The following is a 15,016-nucleotide window of genomic DNA, read 5'->3' as shown; positions in this document are numbered from 1 at the left end:
AAAAGGGAACACCGACAGGTATTCCCTTTAGTTTGACGAATGTCAGTTCAGGCGGCCTTGGCCTGGGCCTGAGTGACCGCGCGGTTCAGGGCGCTGAGCAGGGCGCGGAAGCTGGCGGTGGTGATGTTCTCGTCGATGCCGATGCCATGCAGCGGACGCTGGCCTTCCAGGCGGACCTCGATGTAGGAGGCGGCCTTGGCGTTGGCGCCGGCGCCGATGGAATGTTCGTGGTAGTCCATGATTTCCACCGCCTGGGGCAGGCTGGCGACCAGGGCTTCCAGCGGACCCTTGGCGGTGCCGTGCCAGTGCTCGGTACGACCCTCGACGGCGACCTTGATGTCGACGGTGGAGGTGCCATCTTCCTCGCGCAGCTTGTGGCTGACCAGAGCGTAGGGGCTCTTGGCCTGCAGGTATTCCTGTTCGAGCAGGGCATGGATCTGCGCCGCGCTCATCTCCAGGCCCAGGCGATCGGTCTCGCGCTGCACCACCTGGCTGAATTCGATCTGCATGCGGCGTGGCAGGCTGATGCCGTATTCCTGTTCCAGCAGGAAGGCGATGCCGCCCTTGCCCGACTGGCTGTTGACGCGGATGACCGCCTCGTAGTCGCGACCGATGTCGGCCGGATCGATGGGCAGGTAGGGGACTTCCCAGAGGGCGTCCGGCTTCTGCTGGGCGAAGCCCTTGCGGATGGCGTCCTGGTGGGAGCCGGAGAAGGCGGTATGGACCAGGTCGCCGACATAGGGATGACGCGGGTGCACCGGCAGCTGGTTGCACTCCTCGACGGTCTTGCGCACGGCGTCTATGTCGGAGAAGTCCAGCTCGGGGTCGACGCCCTGGGTGTAGAGGTTGAGCGCCAGGGTCACCAGGCAGACGTTGCCGGTGCGCTCGCCATTGCCGAACAGGCAGCCTTCGACGCGATCGGCGCCGGCCATTACCGCCAGTTCCGAGGCGGCGACGCCGGTGCCGCGGTCGTTATGGGTGTGGACGCTGATCAGCACGCTGTCGCGGCGGTCGATGTGGCGCCCGAACCACTCGATCTGGTCGGCGTAGTTGTTGGGCGTGGCGCACTCGATGGTGGCGGGCAGGTTGAGGATCAGCTTGCTGGGCGGGGTCGGTGCGAACACCGCGATCACCGCGTTGCACACCTCGACGGCGAAGTCGGTCTCGGTGGAGCTGAACACCTCGGGGGAATACTCGAAGCCCCACTGGGTCTCCGGTCGCTCGGCGGCCAGGCGCACGATGGTCTGGCCGGCGGCCACGGCGATGGCCTTGACGCCGGCCTTGTCCTGGCCGAAGACGATGCGGCGGAAGCTCGGCGCACAGGCGTTGTAGTAGTGGACGATGGCGCGCTTGGCGCCCTTGAGCGATTCGAAGGTGCGCTCGATGAGGTCGTCACGGGCCTGGGTCAGCACCTGGATGGTGACGTCGTCGGGGATGTGACCACCCTCGATCAGCTCGCGGACGAAATCGAAGTCGGTCTGGGAGGCGGAGGGGAAGCCCACCTCGATCTCCTTCAGGCCCACGGCGACCAGGCACTTGAAGAAGGCCATCTTCTTCTCGGCATCCATCGGCTCGATCAGCGACTGGTTGCCGTCGCGCAGGTCGGTGGACAGCCAGATTGGCGCCTTGTCGATGACCTTGTCCGGCCAGGTACGGTCGGGCAGGGCGACGGGCGTGAAGGGACGGTACTTCTGCGAGGGATCTTTGAGCATGGTCATGGGGTTCTTTCCTTGGGCGTAGTCGGGACTTACGAAGCGAACGCGGTCGAGCTTCGCAGTCGTGGACTGACCAGTCGCAGGCAGCGGTGCTGCCGGAGGAGGATGAGGGTATGGGCGTTGTGCATGGCGCTAACGTTAGTCCGCCCAGGGCAGGTCTCGCAATGTTCTTTTTAAAATTGGCAGGAATGTTTGCTTATCGGATTCTGGTGGGGATTTATTGCCGGTTATGGCTTTTTATTGGTGATTTATAAATGGGAGGGGCGGTGTTTTTTGTGTAACCCGAGATCGCCGGAGCGACCCCTGGCGCCGGGCCGGGGTCAATGCTGGACGACTCACGGCAACCGAACGAAAGGAAGGCGTCCATGAAGACTCTCGCACTGGTAGGCCTAGCGACCACCCTGGTCGCCGGTCTGGCCGCGACGGCCCAGGCAGCCGACAACCCTCTGGAGGCGGAACGCTGGAAGACGCGACCGCTGATCCTGGTCGCGCCGACGGCCAATGATCCCCAGGTCGCGAAGCTCCGCGAGGAACTGGCGCAGCCGGCCAATCGCGAAGCCTTCGTCGAGCGCGAGATGGTGCTCTATACGGTGGTGGGCGACGCTGGTAGTCGCAACGACGAGCCGCTGCGGCCGGAGCAGACCCGGGCGCTGCTCAAGGCGCTGGACGCCCGTGCCGGCCAGCCGGCGACGCTCTATCTGGTGGGCAAGGATGGCGGGGTCAAGGTGCGGGAGCAGCAGGAGTGGTCGCTCGAGGCGCTGTTCGGCACGGTCGACCGGATGCCGATGCGGCGGTAGGGCGTGGGTCCCTCTCTCCGGAGGGAAAGAGGGGGTTTTCCGAGACCAGCCGGACGCCGTGTAGGGTGGACAACGGCGCAGCCTTGTCCACGCGGCCAAGGCATCGGGACATCAGTGGAAAACGCTGGCGCGGTTTTCCACGCTACGGGGCCGGAGTTTCCCCTCACCCCAGCCTTTCCCCGAGGGAGAGGAGGCGCAAGACCTTAGGTTGGGTTGAGCGTTTAGCGAAGCCCAACAGGCCCAGCTTCAGGCGTAGACGTAGGGCCCGCCCTGTTCCAGCGCGCGCTGGTAGGCCGGACGGGCATGGATGCGCTTGAGGAAGTCCACTAGCTTGGGGCGCTTGCCGTTGTCCAGGCCGGCGCGGCTGGCGGCGGCTTCCAGCGGGAAGCTGAGCTGGATGTCGGCCGCGGTGAAGCGGTCGCCGACGAACCAGCCGCTGGCACCCAGCTGGCTTTCCAGGTAGTCCAGGTGCAGGTCCAGTTGCGGCTGGATGAAGCTCGCGGTGGCCTTGGCGGCGATGCCCTTGGCGATGGGCCTGGCGAAGAAGGGCATGGGCGAGGTGGCGATGCGGTCGAACACCAGCTTGAGCAGCAGCGGCGTCATGGCCGAGCCTTCGGCGTAGTGCAGCCAGTAGGTGTAGCGCACGAACTCCGGACTGTCCTGGGCGGGCAGCAGTTGCGGCCCGTAGCGCCGTGCCAGGTAGTCGACGATGGCGCCGGATTCGGCTAGGGTCAGCTCACCGTCGACGATCACCGGCGACTTGCCCAGCGGATGCACCTTGCGTAACTCCGGCGGGGCGAACAGGCCGCCTGCCGCTCGCTCGTAGCGTTGCACCCGATACTCGATGCCGAGTTCTTCGAGCAGCCAGAGCACCCGCTGGGAGCGGGAGTTGTTCAGGTGGTGGACGACGATCATGGTCTTTCCTTAGGCCGGGGCGGGCGATCAGGGCGCCGGGGTGCCCGGTTCGCCGAGGGAGGTCATGGCCTCGCGCGGTTCCAGCCGCCCGCGGAAGTCGCGTCCGCTCGGGTGCTGGAACACATGGAGGCCGAATTCCGGGAGGATGGAGAGCAGGTGATCGAAGATGTCTCCCTGGATGCCCTCATATTGCGCCCACACCGTGGTGTTGGTGAAGCAGTAGATCTCCACCGGCAGACCCTCGCCGGAGAGCGGCATCTGGCGCACCAGCAGGGTCATGCCCTGGTGGACCCCGGGATGAGCGCGCAGGTAGCGCTCGACATAGGCGCGAAAGGTCCCCAGGTTGGTGACCCGGCGGGTGTTGACCGGCTCCTGGCCGCGCTTTTCCAGCTTGCGATTCCAGTCCGCCAGTTCCTGTTCCTTGGCGGTGAGGTAGTCGTCCAGCAGGTGGAAGCGGTGCAGGTGCTCGCGCTCGGCGTCGCTGAGGAAGTGCACGCTGTTCTGGTCGATGTTGAGCGCGCGCTTGATCCGTCGGCCACCGGCCTCCTGCATGCCGCGGTAGTTGCGGAAGGCGTCGGTGATGAATCTCTTGGTGGGGATGGTGGTGATGGTCTTATCGAAGTTCTGCACCTTGACCGTGTGCAGGGCGATGTCGATGACGTCGCCGTCGGCGTTGAGCTGGGGCATCTCGATCCAGTCGCCGACGCGGATGATGTCGTTGCTGGAGATCTGCACGCTGGCCACCAGGGAGAGCAGGGTGTCCTGGAAGATCAGCAGCAGCACCGCGGCCATGGCGCCGAGGCCGGAGAGCAGGATCAGCGGCGAGCGATCAATCAGGGTGGCGATCATCAGGATGACCGCGATGGCGTAGATGACGATCTTGCTGACCTGGACATAGCCCTTGATCGGCTTGAGCCGCGCCGAGGGCCTTCGCGAATAGAGCACGTTGACCACGTTCAGGGCGCTGCCCAGGGCCAGGGCGATGGTCAGCACGATGAAGGCGCTGCAGACGTTCTGCACCACGGTGACCAGGCCCTCGGGCCGCCCGGGCACCAGTTCGATGCCGATCGACAGCACCAGGGCCGGGACGATGTTGGCCAGCCTACCGATGACGCGGTGGTGATTGAGTTCGTGATCCTGGCCGAAGGAGGTGCTGCGCAGCAGGCGATAGAAGCCGCGCACCAGGATGCGCTTGACGATCCAGTTGAGCACCCAGGCTGCCAGCAGCAGGCCGAGGCAGGCGACCAGGATGAGCAGTTGCGGGTGTTTTTCGAGATCGTCGATCAGGTTGGTCAGGGCCGTGGGCATAGGGGGTCTCTTGACGGGATACTACGGGCGCCACGTTAGCAAAGCTGCGCCCCGCACGGCGTATTCGGCGCCCGGGGTCGGTCCAAGGTTCAGCCTTTCCAGGAAAATTTCCATGCGCGTCCTCCCTGCCTTTTTCACTCTAGTCGCCGTGCTGCTGCTCGCCGGTTGTGCCGGGCGTCCGTTCGGACCGCCAACGCTGGACGATCGCCTGGCCGAGCTGGGCTATCGGCAGGGCGCCGCCATGGACACCATCCTGGGCTTCGATCTCTCTGGCTGGCACTACCTGGACACCCGGCACCTGGCGCTGGGCACGGGATTGGGCCGCGCCTACCTGGTGGACTTCGCCGTGCCCTGTCGCAACCTGGCCGCTGGCAATCGCCTCGGCTATCGCTCGCGCGCCGCTGGCCTGCGTCCGGGCGACTTTCTCGTCTCCACCGATGCCCGGGGCAGCCGGATGGAGTGCCCCATCGACGGCCTGTATCGCCTCGATCCCTTACGCTGAGTGGCGCGGGGCTGGCCAGCTCGCACAGCCCAGAATCCGGTTGTGGCCGGCGATCCGTCTTGCCTGCGAGCGGCCTAGTGCTCCACCGGCTCGCGCTTCTTCCACCAGCCGGCGAACAGGCCGATCGGATAGATCGTCACCATGACGGCGAACACCACCCAGGTGCGCCAGGACCAGGCCGACAGCACGAAGCCCTGGGAGAAGCCCACCAGCAGGTAGCAGGCCGCGGTGACCAGCAGGATGCTGCCGAGGGCACTGCCGAAGCGGGGGCGCGAAGACATGGTGGCTGTTCCGGCTGGAAGCGAATGGGGCGTTCCTTTTAATCCGAAGCCGGATGCCTGGCAATAGCTGCCCCCGCACCCTGAGTAAATTGCTGTTTCAGCATGTTCAACGTCTAGTTGTACAGCCGTGCCGGCGCTGGCCGGGAGTCCCTGGCCCAGCCGCGCGCGTGGCAGCTTCTGTCGCCATGGCCGAGATAGCGGAACGTTGCTGCAGCTTGCCGGTCTGTTCGGCTTGAAGGCGTCTAGGGCAGGGCTTTGCTGGAGGCGGGGTCTTCGGCTCACCGGCAGCGCTCTGGGGAGCGGGCTCGGTGCAGCCGCGAAAGCCATAACGCCTACGACAGTCGTCCAGCGCTATCAGTGTCCATCATCAACCATAACTGCAAGGGTGAGAAAAATGGGTCGTCGAGTTGCCGATGTCATCGTGGAAACCCTGGAAGCCGCGGGTGTCGAGCGCTGCTATGGCGTGCCGGGCGATACCCTCAACTATGTCACCGATGCGATCCGGCGCAGCGACATCCGCTGGGTCCATGTTCGCCACGAGGAGGCAGGCGCCATGGCGGCTGGGGCCGATGCGTTGCTGACGGGCAAAATCGCTCTCTGTGCCGGGTCCTGCGGTCCGGGTAGCCTGCACTTTATCAACGGGGTATGGGAGTCCAACCGCAACCGCGCGCCTGTGGTGTTGATCGCCAGCCAGATCGTCCAGGACGAACTGGGTTTCGATTTTCCGCAGGAGGTGGATTTCAAGGCGATCTATGCCAAGGGAACCGTCTTTTGCGAGGAGGTCCGCACCCCCGCTCAGGCCAAGCGGATGACCGCGATGGCTGCCCAGACGGCGCTGTCCAAGCGCGGCGTCGCGGTGCTGATCGTTCCCGTTGACGTGTCCAAGGCCGAGGCCCCGGACGAGCCCGACTTCGCCGTACACCAGGCCGAGCCGGTCATCCGCCCGTCCGATGCGGAATTGCAGCGGATCGCCGAGGCGCTGAACAAGGGCGAGAAGATCGCCATCTATGGCGGCTCGGGCTGTGAGAAGGCCCATGATCAGGTCGTGGCGCTAGCCGCGAAGCTACAGGCCCCGGTGGCGCGCACCAGTCGGGCCAAGGACTTCCTGGAGCATGACAACCCTTACGACGTGGGCATGACCGGGGTGTTCGGCACGGCGGGTGGTTATCAGGCGCTGATGGACTGCGACACCCTGTTGCTGCTGGGCTGCGACTTCGCGTGGCGGCAGTTCTATCCGAGCAAGGCCACCATCATCCAGATCGATGTGGAGGGCACGCACCTGGGGCGGCGCCATCCCGTCGACATCGCCGCGGTTGGTAACATCGCCGATACGCTGACGGCGTTGCTGCCCTTGGTCACGCCGCGCGAGGAGCGCGGCTTCCTCGAGCATGCCCTGGCCCACGCCCGCAAAGCGGAAGCAGCCCTCGACAAGCGCGAGACCTCCGGCTATCGCGAGGTGATCCATCCGCAGTATCTGACCGCGCTGATCGCGCGCCATGCGGCGCCGGATGCGGTGTTCACCGCCGACGGCGGGTCGCCGATGGTCTGGTGCCTGAGACACATCCCGTCGACCGGCGCCAATAGGACCGTGGTCAGTCTCAGCCATGGGACGATGGCCAATGCCATGCCGCAGGCCCTGGGCGCCCAGGCGGCCTATCCAGGGCGGCAGGTCATCTCACTATCCGGCGATGGCGGCTTGACCATGTTGCTGGGCGACCTGCTGACCGCTGTGCAGGAACAGCTGCCGATCAAGGTGGTGGTCTTCAACAACGGCACGCTGGGCTTCGTCGAGATCGAGCAAAAGGTCGAGGGGTTGGTCGATACCTTCACCGATCTGCACAACCCCGATTTCAGCCGGATGGCTGAGGCGATGGGCTGGTGGGGCCGGCGGGTCGAGCAGCCAGAGCTGTTGGAGGATGCGATCGCGGCCTGGTTGGCCGAACCCGGCCCGGCGCTGCTGGACGTAGTCACGGTACGCGACGAGTTGGTCATGCCGCCAATGATCGCGCCGGGTCAGGTATTCGGCATGGCGCTCTATTCGGCGAAGGGCATGCTGTCCGGTTCGGCGCGTGCGGCCAATGTGATGGATATGCTCAAGAACGCCATCATCCCCTGAGCGGTGACCAGCACGCGGCCCGACATCTGGGCCGCGCTGCGCTAAGACCGGCCAACGTCGCCGGTCAGGGCTTGAAGGCGCCAATGAAGATGCTCGGGTCGACCCGCACGTCATTGAGACTGACGTTCCAGTGCAGGTGCGGACCCGTGGCGCGGCCGGTGCTGCCGACGCGGCCGACCACGCCGCCGCGTGGGACCTCCTGGCCGACCTGCACATCGATGCGCGAGAGGTGGCAGAACATGCTGATCAGGCCCTGGCCGTGATCGACGAACACCGTCTTGCCATTGAAGAAGTAGTCACCCACCAGTACCACCTTGCCAGCGGCCGGGGCCTTGACCGGCGTGCCGGCGGGCACGGCGAAGTCCAGGCCCGAGTGCGGATTACGCTCCTGGCCATTGAAGAAGCGGCGCAGGCCGAAGGGGCTGGAGAGCGGGCCGTTCACCGGCTTGTCGAGAAGCAGATTGCTGGGCTGGTTTGGCGAGAACAGCCGGTAGGCGGCCTGCTGTTCGGCCAGTTCGCGCTCGAAGCGCTTCAGGTCCTCCGGATTGGGCGTGACCTGGCGCTGGTTCTTCAGGGTGATGCGCTGCTCGGCGTAGTGCCGGCTGCCGACCGTGAAGGCCAGGGGCGCGGCGCCGACGACCTCCAGCGGCTGGCGGCTAGTGGCCGTGCCCAGGGGGATGCCGACGATGGCCACCCAGCCGTTGCCATCCTTGACCACCAGCACCGGCTTGCCCTGGTAGCGCACCCGCGGCGCCGCGTCACCCGGAATGGGGACCACGGCGACGCCGCCCGGCACGGGCTTGTCCAGCAGGCGTTGCAGATAGGTGCCCGCATGGGCGGGCAGGGTCAGCAGCAGGCAGCAGAGCAGGGCGAACAGGCGGGGCATGGGCGCATCCGGTGGCGAAAACGCCCATGCTGGGGCAGGCGAGGGCCGCAGGGCAAGGCGCCCCGGGCCCCCTTGGTCAGTTGGGGACGATCTTGTAGAGCACGGTTTCCAGCGCTGGCTTCTGCTTGGGATCGAAGAAGCTCATCTCGGGGATGCGCGAATCCGTGACATAGACGGTGCCATCCGGGCCGCGACCGAAGGTGTCCGGCCAGACCAGTTGCTTGTCCTGCACCAGGGTGGTGAGCTGGCCGTTCTCGCGGATCTTCACCGCATGGTCTTCCACCGCGCTGACATAGAGGCGCCCTTGCGGGTCCATCAGCAGACCATCGGCCGGACCGTTCTCGCCGACCTTTTCCACCTTGGCCGGCAGGCTGGCGAGTTCGTCGCCCTGCAGCGCCGCGGTAGGAATGCGGTAGAGGGTATTGCCCTTGACTGCCTGCCAGTAGAGGTAGTCGCCGGCCGGGGAGAGGGCGATGCCGTCGGCGGAGAATTCCACGCCACGGCCATCCGGACGCACCAGCGGCTTGCCGTCGGCCTTGACCTTGACGCCCTTCTCGGCCTGGGTGCTCGGATCGCCATCCAGGGCGCGGCGGGCCTTGCCGCTCTCCAGATCCAGTACCACCATGGCGCCGCGGGCACCGGAGTCGGTGATATAGGCGTGGCGGCCATCCGGGCTGAATCTGACGTCATTGAGGTAGCTGCCCTGGGGTGCCACGCTCTCGTCCAGCGCATAGACCTTGCTCACCTGGTTGCTGGCCAGGTCGATCTTGACCAGCTTGGGTGCGCCGGGCACCACCAGCGCCTGGGCCGGAGCGCCCGGGTCGATCACCCAGAGACTGCCACGACCGTCGGCCACCACGGATTGCACGCAGACCCAGTGATTGCCCGGGGTCAGTTCGTCGCGCTTGGCATTGCGCCAGCCGTTCCAGGCCGAATCCGGATAGGGCACCAGGCTGCCGTCGGGCTTGAGTTCGGCGACCGAGACCTCGCTGTCTTCGGTCCAGCGCGGAAAGTTGACGAAGATCCGTCCGCTCTCGCTGACGGTCACGCCGGTGACCTGGTGATCGAAGCTGGCGACCTTTTCCAGCTTGGCGCTGGATTCGGCGGCCAGGGCGACGGGTGCCAGGGGCAGGGCGGTCAGCAGGGTGGCCAGGGCGAGGCGGGAGAGGGCAGGTCTGGGCATGGCGGATTCCTGAAAGGTGACCGGAGAAGCCGGTCCTGCAGGTACGACTGCGCCATCCACGTGGAAGATCGCCAGGGCCGACCGCCGGCTGGCGGTGGCCTGGGCGGGAACGTCCGGGGAAATCCCGGGGTCATCCTTCAAACCCCAGGGAGAAGACCATGCCTCGTACTCTTGCCAGCAGTCTGGCGCTGCTGACCCTCGGCGCCCTGCTCGCCGGTTGCGACAAGTCACCGGAAATGCCGCCACCTCAGCGCAGCGAGGTGGTACAGAAGAGCGCACCGGGCAGCGATCCGGCCGCCCAGTCACCCGAGCGGACCGTGGAGCAGCCCCGCCAGTAGGGCTCGGAGTCTCAGCTCGCCGGCACACCCTTTTCCCAGACGTCCCAGTGCTTGACGATCTCCTGCACCAGCGGATTGCCGGTGCGATAGAGATTTTCCAGGGCCGGGGCGAAACCGCCCTGCTTGGCGTAGTCGAGCAGATTGGCCACCTCGGAGGCGCCCTTGGCCGGGCGGTCGAAGTCGGAGCCGGCGCGGACCACTGCCAGACGTTGCAGGTCGACCTTGCCCAGGCGGCTGGCGCGCAGCAGCGCTTCGTAGGTGGCGTTGTCTTCCTGCTGGGTGGTGCAGTAGCGGCCCTGGCCGTCGGTGAGCAGGCGCGTCCATTCCTCGGCCCGTTCGGCGAGGCGGGTGCCGGAATACCAGGTGTCGCCGGCCAGGGTGTCGCAACGGGTCACCACCGGCGGCTGGTTGGCCGGGGCGTAGTCATAGGTCTGGCGCCAGGCCTTGGATTCCGCGCTCTCGGTCAGCTCGGCCTGGCGGGACAGGGCATAGGCCTTGTCTCTCAGCCGCACATTGAGTTCGAACACCTCGGTCTTGTAGTCCAGCGGTGGTTTCTCGCCAGGCCCACGGGTATTGATGCCCAGGTAACCGGTGGGCCAGTCCTTGGGCACGTCACGGGGATCCATCTCCCACTGGATGCCGAAGTCCACCAGATAGCGCGCCCAGGCGGTGGTGCCCAGGGTGCCTTCCTTGGGACTGATCCCGGCGATGCCGGCGACCAGAAAATAGGTCTGTTTGAGGTCGAATCTGGGCGACAGGGTCAGCGCCAGGGTCGAGGCGGCGGCGTTGGCATGCCCCATTCCGGTAGTCATCAGGCACACCTGTGCCTCATTGCAGAGCACATCGGGATAGTCGGCGGAGAGACCGTCGACGGCGACCTTGTGGGTGAGCTTGAAGCGATCGATCCAGGTCTGGGCCTCGGGGGCGAACATCGCCACGATCATGACCTTGGGTTGCAGCGGCGCGGCGGGCGGGGTCGCGGCCTGGGCCGCGCCGGCCAGCAGGGCGGTGGTGAGGGGAAGCAGGGACGCGCGTAGGAGGGAATGCATGGAGGGCCTCGGTAGGGGGAAATCCTGACCGAGGGTTCAAGATGCATGCCACCATCGGTCCGGCTTGGACCGATTAGTCCAACAGAGACAGAGTGGTGGGTTCCTGGTGATTGTCCAGTACGCGTACCGTCAGTTCGCCCTCGGCGAGCCGGGCGATGAGCTTCTGCCCATTGGCGACCTCGGCGGCGGCACGCACGGCGTGACCGCGTTCGTCGAGCAGGATGCTGTAGCCGCGACCCAGGGTGGCCAGGGGGCTGACGATCTGCAGCGTCTGGACGGTACCGGCCAGGCGCTGCTGACGCTCCTTCAGCTGCCGCTGCATGACCCGCGGCAGGCGTTCGGCCAGTTGCTCCAGCCGTTGGCGCAGCAGGGCCAGCTGGCGCCCGGGATGCTGGCCGGCCAGCCGGGTGTCCAGGTGCGCCAGGCGATCGCGACGGCGATTCTGGGCGATGACATAGGCGCGGCGCAGGCGCAGATCCAGATCGTCCAGCCGTTGGGCCTGCTGGCGCAGCCGCTCGCCGGGGTGACGCAGGCGCCGGCTGCAGGCGTCCAGGCGCAGCCGTTCGCGGGCCAGCCGTTCGCGCATGCGCAAGAGCAGTTGGCGATGCAGGCCGTCCAGGCGCTGGCGCAGGTCGGCGCTGTGGGGGGCGAGCAATTCCGCCGCCGCCGACGGGGTAGGGGCGCGGACATCGGCGACGAAGTCGGCGATGGAGACATCGGTCTCGTGCCCCACGGCGCTCACCACCGGGGTCTGGCAGGCGGCCAGGGCGCGGGCCACGGGTTCTTCGTTGAAGCACCAGAGGTCTTCCAGGGAGCCGCCGCCGCGCGCCAGGATCAGCGCATCGAAGCCCTGGCGGTCGGCCAGTTGCAGGGCGCGGACGATCTGGGCGGTGGCCTCGCGGCCCTGCACCGCGGTGGGGATCAGCGTCAGTTCGACCTGGGGCGCCCGTCGCTTGAACACGCTGAAGATGTCGCGGATCACCGCGCCGGTGGGCGAGGAGACGATGCCGATGCGCTGCGGATGGGCGGGCAGTGCGCGCTTGCGTTCGGCGGCGAACAGTCCTTCGGCGGCGAGGCGCTCCTTGAGCGCCTCGAAGGCCAGGCGCAGGGCGCCGTCGCCGGCCGGCTCGACGCTGTCGAGAATCAGCTGGTAGTCACCGCGGCCTTCGAACAGCGAGACCTTGCCACGCACCTTGACCGCCAGGCCGTCGCGCAGCGCCTGGCGCACCCGACTGGCGTGCTGGCGGAACAGCGCGCAGCGCACCTGGGCCTGGCCGTCCTTCAAGGTGAAATACAGGTGGCCCGAGGCGGGCTTGGCCAGGTTGGAGATCTCGCCCTCGACCCAGACCTGGGCGAAGACATCTTCCAGTAGCACCCGGGCGCGGCTATTGAGCTGGCTGACGCTGAGCACCTCGCGATCGAGACCGAGGCGGGCGAAGGGATCCTTGAACATGGGGCGCTTTCTGTGGCTTTCGTCGGCCTCACCTTAGCAGCTCTGGGCGTGCGGCGAGCAGCCCATTAAGCTGCGCGCCCCTTCCTTCGAGACGCCTGTTCCATGACCCTGCGCCAGACCATCCTCGCTCCCCGCATTTCCAGCCATCCGCGGGTGGAGCGCACCGCCGTGGAGATTCTCGGCTGGCTCGCCGCCAGCGGCGTGGTCAGGGCCGAGGCCTCGCCCTGTCTGCCCAGTCGCGGCCGGCGTGGCCATGCGCCGGGGCCGCGACTGACCGAGGTGCTGCGCCTGGCGCCAGGCATGGACGATCCGCGCGACTTCGCCGATGGCGGCCTGGAGATCGTCACCGAACGCTGCATCTTCACCCCGCTGGCCGGCTTCGAGGGTCGCGCCCGCTGCCCGGCCTGCCGCCGGGAGATTGGCGAGGCGCTGTTCGAGCACCTGGAAGTCTGGATGCCGGCGGAAAGCGACAACTTCGCCTGCCCGGAATGCGCTCACGAAGACGACATCAACGGCTTCGATTTCCCCCAGCCCTGCGCCTTTTCCGACCTGGGCTTCATCTTCAACCACTGGCCGGCGCGGGCCTTCGCTCCGGCCTTCCTGGAGGAATTCCGCCGACGCCTGGGGCAGCCGTTGGCGGTGGTGGAGGTGTAGGGGATGGAGCTTCATCGCGGCCATGGGCCGCTCCTACAGGGCTGATGGTGCTGTAGCAGTGGTTGCATCGGCGGACCGCATGGCGGCGATGGAGCGATAGATCCGTAGCGTGGAAAACCGCCCAGCGTTTTCCACTGGGCCTAGGTGCCTGAAGGTGGACAAGGCTGCGCCGTTGGCCACCCTACAAGCTGGAAGGATGAGCTGTTGGGCTTCGCCCTGCTCAGCCCAACCTACGGGGGCGGTAGGTTGGGTTGAGACGGCTCTATCGTCGAAGCCCAGCAGGGACTCAGGCCCTGAGCTTGCGCAACCACTCCAGCCCGGCCGAGGTATCGCCGCGCGGGCGGTATTCGCAGCCGATCCAGCCGTCGTAGCCGAGGGCGTCGAAGCGCTCGAACAGGTAGGGGTAATGAAGCTCGCCCAGATCCGGTTCGTGGCGATCGGGCACGCCGGCGATCTGCACGTGGCCGATGCCGGCGAAGTCGCGCTCGAAGGTCTTGCTGACGTCGCCCTCGACGATCTGGCAGTGGTAGCAGTCGAACTGCACCTTGAGATTGTCAGCGCCTATGGCCTGGCGGATGGCCTGGGCGTCGTCCTGGCGATTGAGGAAATAGCCGGGCATGTCGCGCGGGTTGATCGGCTCGATGAGGATCGTCACCCCGGCCTTGGCCGCCTGTTCGGCGGCATGGGCCAGGTTGCCCAGGTAGGTGTCGCGGGCGCGGGCCCGGTCGACTCCGGCGGGCAGCAGGCCGGCCATCACATGCACCAGGCGATTGCCCAGCACGGCGGCGTAGTCCAGGGCGCGGTCGATGCCGGCGCGGCATTCGGCTTCGCGACCGGGCAGGGCGGCCAGGCCGCGTTCGCCCGCGGCCCAGTCACCGGGCGGGGCGTTGAACAGCACCTGGGTCAGGCCGGCGGCGTCCAGGCGTGTCTTGATCTCGGCGGCGGTGTGCTCGTAGGGAAAGAGGTATTCCACGGCCTGGAAGCCATCCGCCGCGGCGGCGGCGAAGCGGTCGAGGAAGGCATGCTCGGGGTAGAGCATGCTGAGGTTGGCGGCGAAACGGGGCATGGCTTGTCTCCCAGATCAGACGAAGGGCCAGAGCAGCAGGGTGATGGCGAAGCCCATGCACCCCAGCAGGGTGGTCAGGACGGTCCAGGTACGCAAGCCGTCGGCGACGCTCAGGCCGACCAGCTTGGTGAAGATCCAGTAGCCGGCGTCGTTGATGTGCGACACGGCCAGACCACCGGCGCCCATGGCCAGGCAGAGCAGGGCCATGTGGTTGGCCGAGAGGTCCAGGGTGGCGATCAGCGGGCCGAGGATGCCGGCGGTGGTGACCAGGGCCACGGTGGTGGAGCCCTGGACCGCGCGCAGCAGCAGGGTCAGCACGAAGCCCAGCGCCAGCACCGGCAGGCCGGTGGCGCGCAGCAGTTCCGAGACCACCGCGCCGATGCCGGTGTCCACCAGCACCTTGCCGAAGACGCCGCCGGCCCCGGCGATGAGGATGACCATGGCCACGCCGGGCAGCGCCGAGCCGATGACGTCCGAGACCTGCTCGCGCGACCAGCCGCGGCGGAAGCCCAGCACATAGGCGCACAGCAGGGTGTCGATCAGCAGCGCCACCAGGGGCGCGCCAATCACGGTGAAGATGTCGCGCAGCAGGTTGCCGGCCGGTAGCCAACTGGTGGCCAGGGTGCCCAGCAGGATCAGCACGATGGGCAGCAGGATCAGCGTCACCACCAGGCCGAAGCCGGGGGCCGGGGCGGGCGGCAGACCGGCGGCGAGGCCGGCCGGGGTCTCGTCGACCTTGACCGCGGCGGCGCC

The 15,016-nt window shown here is 67.0% G+C and carries 14 protein-coding genes and 1 pseudogene; 5 read left to right on the top strand and 10 right to left on the bottom strand.

Annotation, left to right across the window (positions count from 1 at the left end; all coding sequences use genetic code 11):
* Positions 1-47: 47 nt before the first annotated feature.
* A complete protein-coding gene (leuA, locus tag GSQ95_RS04070) occupies positions 48-1,718 on the bottom strand; it encodes a 2-isopropylmalate synthase (protein ID WP_158892832.1) in 1,671 nt (556 codons plus the stop codon).
* Positions 1,719-2,080: 362 nt separating this feature from the next.
* Between leuA and GSQ95_RS04065 the strand changes: the two genes are divergently transcribed.
* Positions 2,081-2,512, top strand: coding sequence for a DUF4174 domain-containing protein (locus GSQ95_RS04065; RefSeq protein WP_158892830.1), 432 nt, complete (start codon positions 2,081-2,083; stop codon positions 2,510-2,512).
* A 246-nt stretch (positions 2,513-2,758) separates the two neighbouring features.
* Here GSQ95_RS04065 and GSQ95_RS04060 read toward each other — a convergent pair whose 3' ends face one another.
* On the bottom strand, positions 2,759-3,427 hold the full coding sequence (locus tag GSQ95_RS04060; RefSeq protein WP_133863197.1) for a glutathione S-transferase family protein: 669 nt from the start codon (positions 3,425-3,427) through the stop codon (positions 2,759-2,761).
* A gap of 27 nt (positions 3,428-3,454) precedes the next feature.
* Complete coding sequence (locus GSQ95_RS04055) at positions 3,455-4,735, bottom strand: mechanosensitive ion channel family protein (RefSeq protein WP_158892827.1); 1,281 nt, start codon at positions 4,733-4,735, stop codon at positions 3,455-3,457.
* Between the two features lie 112 nt (positions 4,736-4,847).
* Here GSQ95_RS04055 and GSQ95_RS04050 point away from each other — a divergent pair, with 112 nt between their 5' ends.
* Entirely contained in the window at positions 4,848-5,237 is a 390-nt protein-coding gene (locus GSQ95_RS04050; RefSeq protein WP_158892825.1) for a DUF6491 family protein, read from the top strand.
* A 74-nt stretch (positions 5,238-5,311) separates the two neighbouring features.
* Here GSQ95_RS04050 and GSQ95_RS04045 read toward each other — a convergent pair whose 3' ends face one another.
* Entirely contained in the window at positions 5,312-5,518 is a 207-nt protein-coding gene (locus GSQ95_RS04045) for a hypothetical protein (protein WP_158892823.1), read from the bottom strand.
* Positions 5,519-5,912: 394 nt separating this feature from the next.
* Between GSQ95_RS04045 and GSQ95_RS04040 the strand changes: the two genes are divergently transcribed.
* Positions 5,913-7,634 carry a thiamine pyrophosphate-dependent enzyme gene (locus GSQ95_RS04040; RefSeq protein WP_158892821.1) on the top strand — a complete coding sequence of 574 codons (1,722 nt, stop codon included), beginning with the start codon at positions 5,913-5,915 and terminating at the stop codon, positions 7,632-7,634.
* A gap of 64 nt (positions 7,635-7,698) precedes the next feature.
* Here the strand turns inward: GSQ95_RS04040 and GSQ95_RS04035 are convergent, their stop codons facing one another.
* Together GSQ95_RS04035 and GSQ95_RS04030 are read right to left on the bottom strand one after the other, a co-directional pair.
* Positions 7,699-8,520: a M23 family metallopeptidase gene (locus GSQ95_RS04035; protein ID WP_158892819.1), complete on the bottom strand. Its 822-nt coding sequence runs from the start codon at positions 8,518-8,520 to the stop codon at positions 7,699-7,701.
* A gap of 76 nt (positions 8,521-8,596) precedes the next feature.
* Positions 8,597-9,703 (bottom strand): L-dopachrome tautomerase-related protein, encoded by a 1,107-nt coding sequence (locus GSQ95_RS04030; RefSeq protein WP_158892817.1) that lies wholly within the window; start codon positions 9,701-9,703, stop codon positions 8,597-8,599.
* A 158-nt stretch (positions 9,704-9,861) separates the two neighbouring features.
* Here GSQ95_RS04030 and GSQ95_RS04025 point away from each other — a divergent pair, with 158 nt between their 5' ends.
* Positions 9,862-10,041 carry a hypothetical protein gene (locus GSQ95_RS04025; RefSeq protein ID WP_158892815.1) on the top strand — a complete coding sequence of 60 codons (180 nt, stop codon included), beginning with the start codon at positions 9,862-9,864 and terminating at the stop codon, positions 10,039-10,041.
* An 11-nt stretch (positions 10,042-10,052) separates the two neighbouring features.
* On the opposite strand, the gene GSQ95_RS04020 is transcribed toward GSQ95_RS04025, so the two are convergent.
* Together GSQ95_RS04020 and xseA are read right to left on the bottom strand one after the other, a co-directional pair.
* Positions 10,053-11,090 carry a purine nucleoside permease gene (locus GSQ95_RS04020; protein WP_158892813.1) on the bottom strand — a complete coding sequence of 346 codons (1,038 nt, stop codon included), beginning with the start codon at positions 11,088-11,090 and terminating at the stop codon, positions 10,053-10,055.
* Positions 11,091-11,163: 73 nt separating this feature from the next.
* Complete coding sequence (xseA, locus tag GSQ95_RS04015; RefSeq protein WP_158892811.1) at positions 11,164-12,543, bottom strand: exodeoxyribonuclease VII large subunit; 1,380 nt, start codon at positions 12,541-12,543, stop codon at positions 11,164-11,166.
* Positions 12,544-12,645: 102 nt separating this feature from the next.
* Here xseA and GSQ95_RS04010 point away from each other — a divergent pair, with 102 nt between their 5' ends.
* Positions 12,646-13,197 (top strand): sugar ABC transporter ATPase, encoded by a 552-nt coding sequence (locus GSQ95_RS04010; protein WP_158892809.1) that lies wholly within the window; start codon positions 12,646-12,648, stop codon positions 13,195-13,197.
* Positions 13,198-13,483: 286 nt separating this feature from the next.
* Here GSQ95_RS04010 and otnI read toward each other — a convergent pair whose 3' ends face one another.
* Complete coding sequence (otnI, locus tag GSQ95_RS04005) at positions 13,484-14,263, bottom strand: 2-oxo-tetronate isomerase (RefSeq protein ID WP_158892807.1); 780 nt, start codon at positions 14,261-14,263, stop codon at positions 13,484-13,486.
* A 15-nt stretch (positions 14,264-14,278) separates the two neighbouring features.
* Positions 14,279-15,016: pseudogene (locus tag GSQ95_RS04000) on the bottom strand (transporter); the annotation flags it as partial.

Source organism: Pseudomonas sp. BAV 4579 (genome assembly GCF_009765395.1).
Taxonomy (GTDB): domain Bacteria; phylum Pseudomonadota; class Gammaproteobacteria; order Pseudomonadales; family Pseudomonadaceae; genus Chryseomonas; species Chryseomonas aestiva.
The sequence above is the reverse complement of the archived record's forward strand: the minus strand, read 5'-3'. Positions and strand labels throughout refer to the sequence as shown.

Coding starts and splice junctions, on each gene's coding strand:
- otnI (WP_158892807.1), bottom strand. CDS start 14,263: ATGCCCCGTTTCGCCGCCAACCTCAGCATGCTCTACCCCGAGCATGCC.
- GSQ95_RS04055 (WP_158892827.1), bottom strand. CDS start 4,735: ATGCCCACGGCCCTGACCAACCTGATCGACGATCTCGAAAAACACCCG.
- GSQ95_RS04010 (WP_158892809.1), top strand. CDS start 12,646: ATGACCCTGCGCCAGACCATCCTCGCTCCCCGCATTTCCAGCCATCCG.
- GSQ95_RS04045 (WP_158892823.1), bottom strand. CDS start 5,518: ATGTCTTCGCGCCCCCGCTTCGGCAGTGCCCTCGGCAGCATCCTGCTG.
- xseA (WP_158892811.1), bottom strand. CDS start 12,543: ATGTTCAAGGATCCCTTCGCCCGCCTCGGTCTCGATCGCGAGGTGCTC.
- GSQ95_RS04035 (WP_158892819.1), bottom strand. CDS start 8,520: ATGCCCCGCCTGTTCGCCCTGCTCTGCTGCCTGCTGCTGACCCTGCCC.
- leuA (WP_158892832.1), bottom strand. CDS start 1,718: ATGACCATGCTCAAAGATCCCTCGCAGAAGTACCGTCCCTTCACGCCC.
- GSQ95_RS04040 (WP_158892821.1), top strand. CDS start 5,913: ATGGGTCGTCGAGTTGCCGATGTCATCGTGGAAACCCTGGAAGCCGCG.
- GSQ95_RS04020 (WP_158892813.1), bottom strand. CDS start 11,090: ATGCATTCCCTCCTACGCGCGTCCCTGCTTCCCCTCACCACCGCCCTG.
- GSQ95_RS04050 (WP_158892825.1), top strand. CDS start 4,848: ATGCGCGTCCTCCCTGCCTTTTTCACTCTAGTCGCCGTGCTGCTGCTC.
- GSQ95_RS04060 (WP_133863197.1), bottom strand. CDS start 3,427: ATGATCGTCGTCCACCACCTGAACAACTCCCGCTCCCAGCGGGTGCTC.
- GSQ95_RS04030 (WP_158892817.1), bottom strand. CDS start 9,703: ATGCCCAGACCTGCCCTCTCCCGCCTCGCCCTGGCCACCCTGCTGACC.
- GSQ95_RS04065 (WP_158892830.1), top strand. CDS start 2,081: ATGAAGACTCTCGCACTGGTAGGCCTAGCGACCACCCTGGTCGCCGGT.
- GSQ95_RS04025 (WP_158892815.1), top strand. CDS start 9,862: ATGCCTCGTACTCTTGCCAGCAGTCTGGCGCTGCTGACCCTCGGCGCC.